The organism is Sunxiuqinia sp. sy24 (genome assembly GCF_052677165.1).
On sequence record NZ_JBQYLH010000008.1, the window covers coordinates 83,762 to 97,279 of the forward strand.

Annotated in this window: 9 protein-coding genes; 1 reads left to right on the forward strand and 8 read right to left on the reverse strand. The window is 42.1% G+C overall.

Annotated features, from left to right (window positions below):
• Positions 1–69: 69 nt before the first annotated feature.
• From ACUNWA_RS08870 to ACUNWA_RS08890, 5 genes are all read right to left on the reverse strand, one after another.
• Positions 70–2,094 (reverse strand): transketolase family protein, encoded by a 2,025-nt coding sequence (locus tag ACUNWA_RS08870; protein WP_445591539.1) that lies wholly within the window; start codon positions 2,092–2,094, stop codon positions 70–72.
• Between the two features lie 166 nt (positions 2,095–2,260).
• Positions 2,261–3,430, reverse strand: coding sequence for a phosphoglycerate dehydrogenase (locus ACUNWA_RS08875; protein WP_445591540.1), 1,170 nt, complete (start codon positions 3,428–3,430; stop codon positions 2,261–2,263).
• A gap of 180 nt (positions 3,431–3,610) precedes the next feature.
• Positions 3,611–4,192 (reverse strand): DUF2179 domain-containing protein, encoded by a 582-nt coding sequence (locus ACUNWA_RS08880; protein ID WP_445591541.1) that lies wholly within the window; start codon positions 4,190–4,192, stop codon positions 3,611–3,613.
• Between the two features lie 75 nt (positions 4,193–4,267).
• A complete protein-coding gene (locus ACUNWA_RS08885) occupies positions 4,268–5,842 on the reverse strand; it encodes a peptide chain release factor 3 (RefSeq protein WP_445591542.1) in 1,575 nt (524 codons plus the stop codon).
• A 55-nt stretch (positions 5,843–5,897) separates the two neighbouring features.
• Positions 5,898–7,001: a gamma-glutamyl-gamma-aminobutyrate hydrolase family protein gene (locus tag ACUNWA_RS08890; protein ID WP_445591543.1), complete on the reverse strand. Its 1,104-nt coding sequence runs from the start codon at positions 6,999–7,001 to the stop codon at positions 5,898–5,900.
• 122 nt (positions 7,002–7,123) lie between these two features.
• Here ACUNWA_RS08890 and ACUNWA_RS08895 point away from each other — a divergent pair, with 122 nt between their 5' ends.
• Positions 7,124–8,527, forward strand: a complete 1,404-nt coding sequence (locus ACUNWA_RS08895; protein WP_445591544.1) for a glycoside hydrolase family 16 protein — start codon at positions 7,124–7,126, stop codon at positions 8,525–8,527.
• A gap of 51 nt (positions 8,528–8,578) precedes the next feature.
• On the opposite strand, the gene ACUNWA_RS08900 is transcribed toward ACUNWA_RS08895, so the two are convergent.
• From ACUNWA_RS08900 to ACUNWA_RS08910, 3 genes are all read right to left on the reverse strand, one after another.
• Positions 8,579–10,867, reverse strand: a complete 2,289-nt coding sequence (locus tag ACUNWA_RS08900) for a patatin-like phospholipase family protein (RefSeq protein ID WP_445591545.1) — start codon at positions 10,865–10,867, stop codon at positions 8,579–8,581.
• Positions 10,868–10,954: 87 nt separating this feature from the next.
• On the reverse strand, positions 10,955–11,878 hold the full coding sequence (locus ACUNWA_RS08905; protein WP_445591546.1) for a YitT family protein: 924 nt from the start codon (positions 11,876–11,878) through the stop codon (positions 10,955–10,957).
• Positions 11,879–12,175: 297 nt separating this feature from the next.
• Entirely contained in the window at positions 12,176–13,498 is a 1,323-nt protein-coding gene (locus tag ACUNWA_RS08910) for a citrate (Si)-synthase (protein WP_445591547.1), read from the reverse strand.
• Positions 13,499–13,518: the final 20 nt, after the last annotated feature.

Here is a 13,518-nt window from a genome sequence, read left to right on the forward strand (position 1 = left end):
TTCCCTTAAATATTACGAGGCAAAAAAAAGGCCGGATTGACCGGCCTTTTCTGATGTATTATTGAGTGATTAAACCAAAAGCTTTTTCACTTGGTTATATACATTTTGTGCATTGAATCCTAACTTGTCATCCAGCACCGTATAAGGAGCAGAGAATCCAAATGAATCCAATCCGAAAACAGTTCCGTCGGCACCAACTAAACTTTCCAGGTTGACAGGCAAGCCGGCAGTCAGACCAAATTTTTTCACGCCAGCTGGCAATACTGCATTTTGGTATTCGGCAGTTTGGCTTCTGAACAGTCCTTCGGAAGGAACCGAAACAATACGACATTTGATGTTTTCTTTTTCCAGCAACTCAGCACCGGCAACCAAAGTGGCAACTTCAGAACCGCTGGCAAGCAGAATGACATCTGGTGTACCTTCAGAACCGGTTACGATGTAGGCTCCTTTTTCTGATTTTAAGGCGTCAGCATAGCGATTTTCTCCTGGGAGATTCGGAATGTTCTGACGAGATAGAATTAGCGCTGTTGGCGTTTTGGTGTTTTCTAGGGCCAATTTCCAAGCTACCGTTGTTTCTTCTGAGTCAGCCGGGCGCAAAACCAAAGTTGAATTTTCACCTTTGTGGTTTTTCAGTTTTTCCATCAGGCGAATTTGGGCTTCCTGTTCAACAGGTTGGTGCGTTGGCCCATCTTCTCCTACGCGGAAAGCATCGTGTGTCCACACGTATTTTACAGGCAATTCCATCAAGGCAGCCATACGGATAGCTGGTTTTTGATAATCGCTGAAAACAAAGAAAGTACCACACACTGGAATCACGCCGCCGTGTAGGGCCATTCCATTCATGATGGAAGCCATGGTCAGCTCACAAACACCCGCTTGAAGGAAAGCACCTGTGAAGTCCCCTTTTGCGAAAGCAGTTGTTTTATTCAGGAACCCATCGGTCTTGTCTGAGTTTGACAAGTCGGCAGAAGATACAATCATGTTTTCAACCTCAGCGGCAAAAGCAGCCAACACGGTTGCCGAAGCAGCACGAGAGGCGGCGCCTGCTTTTTGTTGTATTTTGCTAAAATCAAATTCAGGAGCTTCCTGCGAGTAGAATTTTTCTAATTTTTGGGCTAGTTCCGGATTGGCTTTTGCCCATTCAGCTTGCTCGGCTTTTTTTACAGCGGCCGAAGCAATAAGCTCTTCGTTTCGTTTTTTGAATAAATCTTCCACTTCTGGAAAGATTTGGAACGGATTCTCCGGATTGCCATCCAGGTTGGCAATCGTTTTTGCTAATGATGCACCTGCAGCTCCCAAAGGCTGTCCGTGGGTTGAAACTTTGCGTTCGAAACTTTCGCCTGTTTCTGTTACAGCACCTTTACCCATAATCGTTTTGCCAATAATCAGGGTTGGCTTTTCAGTTTCCGTATTAGCTGCTTTTAAAGCTTCGCGAATAGCGTTGTGATTATTGCCTTCAATGGTAAGGACATTCCATCCCCAGGCTTCATATTTTTTAGCAGTGTCTTCTCTTGATACCGCATCAGTTTCTGTTGAAAGCTGGATGTCGTTCGAGTCGTAAAACATCACCAGGTTGTTCAACCCCAAAAATCCGGCAATACGTCCGGCGCCTTGCGATATTTCCTCCTGTATACCACCATCTGAAATAAAAGCGTATGTTTTATGAGCCATCCATTCGCCAAAGCGGGCTACCATAAAGCGCTCAACAATGGCTGCACCAACGGCCATGGTATGTCCTTGTCCAAGTGGTCCGGAAGTATTTTCCACTCCGCGTTCAACATCCACCTCAGGATGCCCAGGAGTAACGCTTCCCCATTGGCGGAAGTTTGCCAAATCTTCCATGCTGTATTTGCCTGTCAACGACAAAATGGAATACAACATAGGAGACATGTGCCCCGGATCCAGAAAGAAGCGGTCGCGGTTAGCCCAGCTCATGTCTGAAGGGTCGTAGTTTAAAAACTCTGAATACAATACGCTTACAAAATCAGCTCCGCCCATGGCACCACCAGGATGGCCAGATTTTGCTTTTTCAACCATAGCGGCAGAAAGAATGCGAACATTATCTGCAGCTTTTTCGATCAACTTGTTACTCATGATTCTATTTTTTGCCAGAATTAAAATTATCCAGTTTTATTCCGTTTTTTTCAAACGATTGCAAAATTAAAATTATTTGCGAAGTGAGAAGAATAAAAACAAATATACCGGCTTAATAAAGCAAAAAGCTTAAGATGAGCCGGTATCTATTTGTACTGTAATGTTCTTATTGGATGATTCTTACCATGATGACGCCAGTGATTCCTGCAATTTTGTCAATTAGGCTTGGATCGGCTTCTTTTCGGTCAACATCAATGATGTTGTAGGCAATTTCTGCTTTGTTGCGGTTAAGCATGTTGGAAATGTTGTATCCTTCACCAGCTAATAAGGTCGAAATTTGGCTTACCATGTTCGGAACGTTTTTGTTTGCAACAACAATACGGGCTCCACCGGTACGCTCCATTTCTGCAGTTGGGAAGTTCACCGAGTTGATGATGTTCCCGTTTTCCATGAATTCTCTGATTTCGTCAACAGCCATGACGGCGCAGTTGGTTTCCGACTCAGCAGTCGATGCTCCCAGGTGAGGAATGGAAATTACGTTGTCCATTTTCAGGGTTTCTTCATCTGGAAAGTCAGTGATGTAGCGAGCTACTTTTCCCGATTCAATAGCGCTAGCCAAATCTTGGTTATTAACCAGACCTCCACGTGCAAAGTTGAGCACACGAACGCCGTCTTTCATCATCTTAAACTTATCTGTATTGATAAATCCTTTGGTTTCCGGCGTTAAAGGAATTTGCAGGGTTACATAATCGGCATTAGCTAATAACGATTCCATTCCTTCTGCTTGCTTCACATTCCGGCTTAATTTCCAGGCGTGTTTTACAGAAATAAATGGGTCATATCCTAGTACATTCATGCCAAGTGCCTGTGCCGCGTTGGCTACTAAAACACCAATAGCACCCAGTCCGATAACAGCCAGCGTTTTACCCCGAACTTCCTGTCCGGCAAAATTTTTCTTGCCTGCTTCAATTAGGCCAGGAACTTCATCACCTTTGCCAATCAACGTTTTGGCCCACTCAATAGAGCCTGCAATATCTCGCGAAGCAAGCAACAGACCAGCAATCGTTAATTCTTTTACCGCGTGTGCATTGGCGCCGGGAGTGTTGAAAACCACAACTCCTTGGTTGGTGCACTTCTCAATTGGAATATTATTCACACCAGCACCTGCACGGGCAATGGCTTTCAAGTTCGAAGGTAATTCCATGTCGTGCATTTTCATGCTACGTACAATAATTCCGTCCGGATTTGAAAACTCACTGGCGATTTCGTATTGATCCAACGGAAAGTTCTTTAATCCAATGGGATCAATCTTATTTAAGGTCTGAATCTTAAACATAGTTTATATAATTTTTTTGTATTATGATTTTTGTTTTGCTTGAGAAGTTTAAAAAAGTCTGACAAATATCAGAATTTTATTTAATAATTGATATTAAATGCTTTTGTTTTTTTGGAATCTGAACCCATTGGTAACGTTCAAAACAAAATGGGGCAAGTAGGATTTGGAACAAGTAGAGGCTTATTTTCCTTTGCGCCAGCGAAAATTGCTATTCACCTGCAGGGGCATGTTTTTGCTCATCGATTTGATATCCTCAATGGAGTAAAAAGCGTTGGGATTATAGGTGCGCATGATTTCAAGAACCTTATTTAGTTCGTTCCGTTTGATGATGGTGTAGATGACAGCTACTTTTTCAATAGCTCCCTGTGCCTCGTGATGGGTAATGCCGTAGCCACTGGCTTTCAGCTTTGCGATTAAGTTTTGTGCACTTTTGCGGGTGATGATTTGAAGCTGGACAATGCCGACCGCCAGCCTTTCTTCAATCATCAATCCGATATAATTCCCGGCAGCAAACCCGGCACCGTAGGCTACATAGGCTACCCAGTTATCAATGTTCTGGATAATCTTACTCATGGTAATCAGCCAGATAATTACTTCGAAAAAACCAAGCAAAGGAGCGATAAGCTTTTGTCCTTTGGAAACCATCACAATCCGGAGGGTTCCAACAGTTACATCGCTGATGCGGGCAAAGAAAATTAAAAGCGGCAGAATAAGATAGGAAAACAGATCGCCTTCAGTAAGATTAATGCTTAGAATTTCCATAGTCAGCCTGTCGTGTTTTTTCTAAAAGTAGAAAAATATCCATTCAATACAAAGCGCACTTAATGCCGCCTACTCTTAAAATTCGCTGGTAAAGTGGAATTTGATGTCTTTAAATTCATCCTGCGCCATTTGCAAAATGAAGCTTGAGTCGGCCATGAAAACGTCCCGTCCGCGTTTGTCGGTCGCCATCTTCTGATGTTTCCGCTTTCTGAATTCATTGAGCTTTTTAGGATCGCTGCATTCGATCCAGCAGGCTTTGTGCATGGACAGGTTTTCAAAACGACATTTCGCACCATATTCATGTAGCAGGCGGTACTCAATTACTTCAAACTGAAGTTGCCCTACAGTTCCAATAATTTTCCGACCATTAAATTGGCTGGTAAAAAGCTGTGCCACTCCTTCATCCATCAACTGGTCGATGCCCTTCGCTAATTGTTTCGACTTCATTGGATCGGCATTTTCAATGTAGCGGAACAACTCAGGCGAGAAGCTGGGGAGTCCTTTGAAATGAATTTCTTCGCCTCCGGTAATGGAATCACCAATGACCAGGTTTCCCGAGTCAGGAACCCCAATAATGTCGCCAGGATATGCCTCTTCAATAATTTCCTTTTGCGAAGCCATAAAGGCTGTAGGACTTGATATGCGTAAGGCTTTGCCGCTACGGATATGTTTGTAGGGTTTGTTTCGTTCGAACTTCCCGGAGCAGATTTTCACAAAGGCAATTCGACTGCGGTGGTTGGGATCAATATTCGCATGAATTTTAAAAATAAAACCACTGAATTGATCTTCCTCGGGTTTCACTTCTCGTTCTTCGGTCATGCTAGATCTTGGCGAGGGCGCTATTTCTACAAACGCATCGAGCAACTCTTGGACTCCGAAATTGTAAAGCGCACTACCAAAAAATACTGGAGCCAAATTTCCTTCAAAATATTCCTGATGATCAAATTCAGGATAAACACCTTCGACTAATTCCAACTCTTCGCGCAATACGTCAGCATCATCGCCAATGTATTTCTCGAGTTCAGGGCTGTTAATATCTTCAAAAGCAATCCCTTCCTCAATTTCCTGTACATTGGCATCGAACAGACGTAGACTTTTGTTATATATATTATATACTCCTTTAAAGTCGGGGCCGCTGTTGATGGGCCAGCTTAAAGGGCGGGTTTTAATTTGTAGTTGATTTTCAATTTCGTCTAGCAGGTCAAACGAGTCCTGTGTGGGGCGGTCGAGTTTATTAATAAACACAATGACGGGCGTTTTGCGCATCCGGCAAACGTTCATCAGTTTTTCCGTTTGTGGCTCGACCCCTTTGGCGGCGTCAATCACAATGATAACGCTGTCAACAGCGGTAAGCGTCCGGAAGGTATCTTCCTGGAAATCCTGGTGACCCGGAGTATCGAGAATATTGATCTTATAATCCCGGTATTCAAACCCCATGACCGAAGTAGCCACCGAAATACCCCGTTGGCGTTCAATTTCCATGAAGTCGGAAGTTGCTCCCTTTTTGATTTTATTACTTTTTACAGCTCCGGCCACGCGAATGGCTCCACCAAAAAGTAAGAGTTTTTCCGTGAGGGTTGTTTTTCCGGCATCCGGGTGACTCACAATACCAAAAGTTCTTCTGCGTTTAATCTCGTCTATAAAGCCCATACATTTTATTTGAGCTGCAAAAATAGAATTTTTTAGAGAATAATCCGGTTTTGGATTACTGAATGGATTTAGATATCAGCCGCCATATTTTTTTATGGAATTTCACACCTTCCTGCCCAATGCGGTCGTAATAGGTTCGTAGCTGGTCGGAAGGGGAGAAGAGCCACGAATCTGTCGGTTCAAACAAGGCTGTAACTTCAGGGTGAAATTGAAAGGCAAAAACATTCGGGTATTTTTTATGACGAATGCCCTCAATCACCTTTTTGTCTTTCGACCAGGCTGTTACTTCCCAGCAATCATTCAAGTTTTCAATGGCTTGGTGGTGCGAACTAAGAACGGGAGGAGAAGTAGTACCGCGCCATTTGACTTCATTCTCGAAAAAGCCATCTTCCGGCAAATGGAGCTGGTGAAAATTGATAGGCATCAACTGATCGTTTTCGAAAATTTCCTGCCAATAGTTACGGTGAATCTTGTCTTTATCCAGTTGTACTATTTCTGCCGGCTCATCAATATCGTATAGCTCAGCCGGAATATCTTGGATTAATGTTCCACCGGTAGCTACATTCATACTTTGCATGCCAAGACAAAATCCGCCTACGAAATATTTGGGATTTGACTCCAGCAAGGGTATATAATCGGGGTTTTGGGGACCACCTAAAAGATGAAACAGCAAGGACAGCTCGAACAGGTGCCGATAGGGATCTGTAACAACCGCGTATTGATTCTCTTCATGGTATAAGCTCGGTTGGATATCGGGACCACCAAAGAAGAAGATCCCCAGCGTTTGTTGAAAAATAATTTCAAAATTAGCGGAGAAGTCATTTTCGCTGAAAATATTTTCTGGTGTCAACATGCCCGTTAAATGCTGCAGATGGAAGTTATCCAGTTCATTTTCATGGATATAATCAACGGACTCGCTATAGTTATAGTTTTCAAAACTATAGTAGATACCAACAATCTCGGTTTCGCCAACAAATAGTATATTGTTGTCAATCAGGTATTTCATTGCTTGAATGTTCTCTACTGTCGGATGCGCCATGAGCAGATAGGTTTTTCCAGGTTCGCCACCATCTTTGAAATAGTCTTGAGCTGTAGACGGTAAATGAAGAAATAAGCTTAAAACGAACAGGAACAGTAGAATACGTTTATTCATCTTCATAGGTGCAGGGTTGTTTTTCAGGAGTTGAAATTAATATTTTTCTGTTAGATGATGAAAAATGTTATTAACTAACTTTTTTATTATTATTTTTAAATTTCATAAACCCGAAGAAAAGGATCAACATGTCTCTAAAACTGTTTCTGTTAAATACCTTTGGCGGTATTAAATCCACTTCAAAGATCGAGTCTGCAAAAGAATCTCTTTGGAAAGATTATCACGTGTTTTCTCAAGTTGAACAGTCGGATGAATTGAAGGAGCTTTTACGATTAGAAGAGAAGGTGAATGCCGAATCATTCAAAAAACTGAAGGCGCAACTGAAAACGTTAAGGTTTAAAGGTAGCTCTGAAGAGCGCCAGCTTAAACAGTTTAATAAGCTAAAAAGAAATAAACGATTGCAGAAGTACTTCCAAACAGCTGATTCAGCCGACCTGAAGCGTTATGAAAACCTGAAAGAGGGAAATGCGTTGGATCGTTATTTCGAACTGGAAAGGATGATTCAGCAAGGATCAATTTCCTCGGCAGAAGAAAGCAAGGCTCTCAATGCGGAATACCAGCAACTGAAAGCTTCGTCTGACGTCCAATTCTTTCAGAAATATCCAAAATCTGCAGCCTACAAGAACTACCTCCGAATGCAGAAGTCAGAGGAAAGACGAACTTTTAATGAGTTGAAGGTCGTGGTTGAGTCGGACGAATTTAAGACGCAGAAAAGCTATTTGGAAGATCCTAAGAAGTGGGAGAAAAGCCCCGAATTTGTTGAAGAAAAGCGTTACCTGGAATTAAAAAATAAGCCAGAGATTATGCTTTATCAGAAGTATAAGAACACCGATGCGCTGGATTTTCCTAAAAACTGGGAGCTAGTTTTTGAAGACTGTTTTGATGGTAATGAGCTGAATTCTGCCAAGTGGAAGAGTATCAATTACTATGCGGAGAAAACAGTAGGAAAGAATTTTTCACAACATGGCGATTTGCAGGCTTTTTCGAATGGGAAGAATACACAAATCAAGGGAGAGCGCCTTCAAATTCAGGTTAAAAAGGAGAAACTGAATTCCTTAGTTTGGAATCCGGTTTTGGGCTTTGTTGAAAAGGAAATGGATTATTCATCGGATACCTTGACAACTGGAGGCCTTTTTGAAGCTCAATACGGAATTTTAGAAGCTAAGATCAAGTACAATCCAAATAAAAATTTTCAGGATGTTTTTTACTTGGCGGGTGAGCAAAATGGCTTACGACTTAATTTGTTTGAATGTGGTGCCAAAAGCCAGCTTGGATTGAGTCAGTCGCAAACAAGCAATGGTTTCTCTTTAGCAGGATTATCAGCTGGCAAGCTTTACATTTTTAGCATGGTTTGGGAAAAGGGTAAAGTAAGCTGGAAGATCAATGACAAAGAGCTTTTTACTGTGAGTGCCAATACGCCAGATTATCCGATGTTTCTCAATTTAACTTCGTTGGTCATTCAGGATAGCCAAGCACTTCCTCATTATTTTGACGTAGATTGGGTTCGGTTTTACCAAAAACGGAAATCCTAAGAGCGAAGGCAAGTAATTAATGGTTGTTTTACGGTTTGAGGGGCTTTAAAATCAGTACCCCCGCTTGTTGAAGAGTACATAGCCAAAGCTGAACACCACATAAAACTTGGTATTTTCCTTGTCAAAATAATTTAGAGTCAAGCTCAAGGGCCCAAGTCCGGAATGAAAAACAAAGCCTCCCATAGCCATTAAATTGAGGGACGAATAACGATTCGGTGCGTAACTCGCTTGAAAATTTTCTCCAAGGGTAATTTCCCGCACCGGCGCAAATGCATAGCCTTCGAGTCGGAAGTGCATTTGGCTGCTTAAGTTGAAAATTGTTTTTAAGCCGGAAGCCAAATACTTATTGGCCCGGTATTTCTTCATAAATAAAGTTTGACTGAAAGGGGTCGGCGAGAAAGTGTTTGCTGCCAATACCGTTGCTGTGTAATTATTTAGAAATTTTTTATTGCTGAATACGCCATTTAGCGCAAGTCCAAGTCTGAAGTTCCGGCTTATCGGATAATACCGTTCATATTTTGCCCTTAAGGTATAATAATCCTGTGAACCGGAGAAACGTTGGTTTAACGGAGAGTTGGAGCCCGGCTGGTGTTTTTCGTTTCCAAAAGTATAGGTGAAGTTCAGTTCAGAAGAAACACCTTCAGTAGCATATTGCTTGTAATTTTGAGAGTTACGCTCAAAGCTGATTTTGCTTGAAAAGGCATCAAATTTAGTTTGCTCTGCGTCGTCATCCTTTTTTATCGATTCATTGAAGTAATAAGAGTCAGCAGCCGATGAGAAACTTGTTCCCAGCGTTAGCTTTCCATGGGTTTTTACCGGAAAGCCCAGCTCAAAACGAACATTGTTTTCATCCTGTATAATGTAGGGAGAGCTAACATCTTCAAAGAAAAATTCATTGTTGCTGGAGAAAAAGTCCCAACGGTTAAAGGTTAGGTAACCCGACAGGTAGAAGGGGAGACTGGTTGGGAAATCAATGCGTCCTCCGACTTTTATTGAACTGTAGAAACGACCGAAATAAATGTTGGAACTTAAGGTGTAGGCACGATTATCGAAAAACAGGTAATCGAGACTTAAGAATCCCTGGTTAATGGGCTTGGTCGAGACATTGCCTCCAAATTTTATCTCCAATGACTTTTCTTTGGTCACCTTCAGGTGAAGGTCAAAGTAACCGGTTTCCTTGTTATAAAAAGATACAGGGCGAACTGCTCGTAGCTGAGGATCTGCGACGAGCTTAAAATATTCTTGGCGAAGCTGCCCCAGATCAATCACATTGTTTTTGTGTTTAACGCTTTGGATGATGTACTTGCGCTGCATGGGGTCGGTAACTCCTTCAACCTGTATGTTTTGAAAGAGCAGCTCCGGTTTACGGAGATTAAAATATTGCCGTTTTTGGGCCAGCGTTTCTTGAGAAACTCTTCTCTTTATTAGCATCTTGATGCTATCCATCTGAGCGATCGCGGTTTTATACCCAGCATCTTCAATTGGCAGTATTTTGTTAAAATCAAGCAAGCTGACGTTAGAAAATTTTGTCTCCAGTAGGATCCCTTTGTCGTTTGGGACTTCATAATCTGTTTTTTGCATGATCATGTTTTCCAGCTGAGCCATTACATCATCCTGGCTGGCACGCTTGGAGTTGTTGGCTACTTTATGTCCAATAACGATGTCAGGATTAAAGGCGTCAATGGTATTTTTTACCGGAAAGTTGTTCACGATTCCGCCATCAAAAACCAATGCTCCATCAATGGTGATGGGTTTAAAGTAGAGTGGAAAGGTCATGGAGGCTCGGATGGCTTCTCCCAAATCACCACTACGAAGCTCCACTTCTTTGTTTTCATAAACATCGGTAGCAATGCACAGAAAGGGTACCATCAAGTTGTTAAAATCATAGTTGCACACGGCATTGGTGGATGAAAACATTTCCATAAAGGCGAAGTCAATTTGCTCTTCAGGAATAATATTGGTGGGCAGTAAGATTTTGAGTTTGTCCTCTGTTTTTTTAAGGTCAAGGTTCAACCACGATGGGGTTTGCTCCAATTTTCTGAAATAGTATCGATACTCTTCCTGAATTTTTCCGGTGGCCCAAAACCTAAATTGGTCAGACTGGAAAAGTTCGTCCATCTCATCAGGGGTATATCCAGCGGCATAAAGTCCACCTACAATGGCTCCCATGGAAGTTCCGGAGATATAATCAATGGGAATATTTTGTTCTTCCAGTGCTCGTATAACGCCTATGTGTGCCAGTCCCTTAGCTCCACCTCCGCTAAGGACGAGTCCAACGGATTGGGCATTGGAAATAAATATCAAACTAGAAAACAGGAGCGTGAGAAGAAAGGCTTTCATAGCAATAAATAACTAGTGTCCGATTTTGACAAGCTAAATTAATGAATTGTAACTTAACTTTCTGTGAGCAGAAGAAATAAAATATACTTATGAATCAATTTTCATTTTCAAATTCTGAAACCCTTCTCCCAGAATTTCGCTAGTGTCCATTACGGTAATAAAAGCGTTCGGATCAATTTGACTGATATATTGTTCCAGGATTATCACTTCGCGACGGCTGACAACGGTATAAATTATTTCTTTTTCTTCGCCACTAAACATGCCTTGACCTTTAAAATAAGTCCCCCCACGTTGCAAGTCAACCAGTATCTTATTTTTTATTTCATCATGTTTATTCGAAATGATAAGCAAAGCCTTGTTATAGTTCGGCCCTTCAATGGTAATGTCAATAGCACGACCGGTAATGTAGATAACTAACCAAGAGTAAAGTGGAATTTGCCATTCGCCAAAGGCAGCAAGTCCGATCAAAACAATTACGGAATCAACATAAATCAATAATTGACCGAGTTGGAAACCAGTGTATTTAGTGATAATCATGGCAATAATATCAGATCCACCTGATGTTGCTCTGGATTTAAAAATAAGCCCAAGGCCGAAGCCGATAAGTACTCCGCCAAAGACGCAAGAAAGTAGAACATCTTCAACTAAAGGAGCATTGCCATTGCTACGAAGATAAGTTATCAGATCCATGAAGACGGATGAAAGGACAAAGCCAATGACCGTTTTTACACCAAAGCGCGGCCCCAGTATCTTGATGCCGGCAATGGTGAGCGGAATATTCAAAATCAAGCCAAACAGTCCGATGGGAATACCTTCGGGCCAAAAAGAAAAAACACCTTCCGACAGGTAGTGCACGACAATGGCGATGCCGTAAACACCGCCCGGTACAATCTTATGCGGTGAGATAAAATAAACGAAACCAACTGCAAGAATAAAGGCGCCAATGGTGATAAAGCTGTATTCCTTAAACCATCTTACTGTAAATAATTTTTCTTTTTGAAGGTAAGCCATAAGTCTCGGTTTTTATTGCAAATTAAGTTGAGACGAGCATCATATGCTGTGATTTTTATCAGCAAATGTAACAATTGCAAGTGTTTTGCAAAAGAGAGTTAGGGAGGAGTAATCTCAGAAGAGCGGCTTCTGCTGAGATCAATTTTGAAAATCTCCATTAGTCGCCTGTTTTTTGTGATCTTCTTTTGCTGTCTTTCTGCGGTATGCTAGTGGGTATTGCCCTGCTGGTGTTATGGACTTTCAAAAAAAATGCCCTCTTAACAGAGAGCATTTTGAATTTTATCAGATTTGTACGATTTAGCATCCGGAAGGGCCTTGTTCTCCGGCCTTTTCATGATACCATTTGAGCGGATAAGATGATGGCCGTTCAATTGGCAAGCCATACAGACGATCCATAACTAAGCTAGCTAATACGCCAAGAGCTCTGGAAACACCAAACAAGACGGTGTAGAACGAATGCTCTTGCACTCCATAGTAATATAACAAGGAACCTGAATACGCATCAACATTTGGCCAAGGGTTTTTAACCTTACCTGTAGCTTCCAGAATTGGAGGAACGACGCGGTGAAGTGTGTTCACAATATTGATGAGCTTATCATCTTTAACATATTTCTTGGCAAATTCTTGTTGCGCTGTAAATCGGGGATCTGTTTGACGAAGTACTGCATGGCCATAGCCTGGAATAACACGACCTTCGTCCAGAGTTCGTTTAGTATAAGCTATAATTTGCTCTTCGGTTGGGTTTTCCGTATCCAACTCTTGAAGCATGGCAAAAATCCAATTAATCACTTCCTGGTTAGCATAGCCATGAAGTGGTCCGGCTAATCCGAGCATACCTGCAGCATAAGCATAATAAGGATTGCTGAGCGCTGAACCGACCAGGTGAGTGGTGTGTGCCGAAACGTTTCCACCTTCGTGATCGGCATGAATAACCATGTACAAACGAAGTAAGCGTTTAACTTCTTCACTGTCGTGTCCCATCATGTGGGCCAGGTTTCCAGCCCAGTCCAAACGTGGATCTGGTTCAATATGTTCATCGTTGAAGAACTGACGACGGTAGATGTACGCGGCTATTCGGGGTAAGCGTGCAATCAGGTTCATCACATCTTCGTAAGTGGTATCCCAGTAGTATTTTTTATGGACTCCAGCGCGATAGGCTTTCTGGAAAATTGAATCGGTAGCCATACTGAGGATTGCCGCACTAAACTGAGTCATTGGGCGTGAATTCTTTGGGATAGCATCAATGACGTCAAAAACATGCTGAGGCACATGGGCACGAGTTGCCAGGTCTTTACTAATGTTTAACACATCGTCGCGTTCGGGGATTTCGCCAATAAGCATGAGGTAGAACAATCCCTCAGGAAGGGGTTCTCCATCAGGGCTTAGGCGGGGCAGTTTCTCCCTCAATTCGGGAATGGTATAACCACGGAAACGAATTCCGGTTGTTGGATCCAGCTTGGAAGTATCTGTTATCAAGCTGGGTACGCCTTTCATTCCAGTCATTACCTGACCAATAGTGACATTGGCAATTACTTTGTCGCCATGCTCATTCTTAATCCGTTGGTACTCGCTAACGCATTTGCTCGCCTTTTGATAAAACCTATTCTTAATGTATTCCATTTGTATAAAGTATTTTAGTT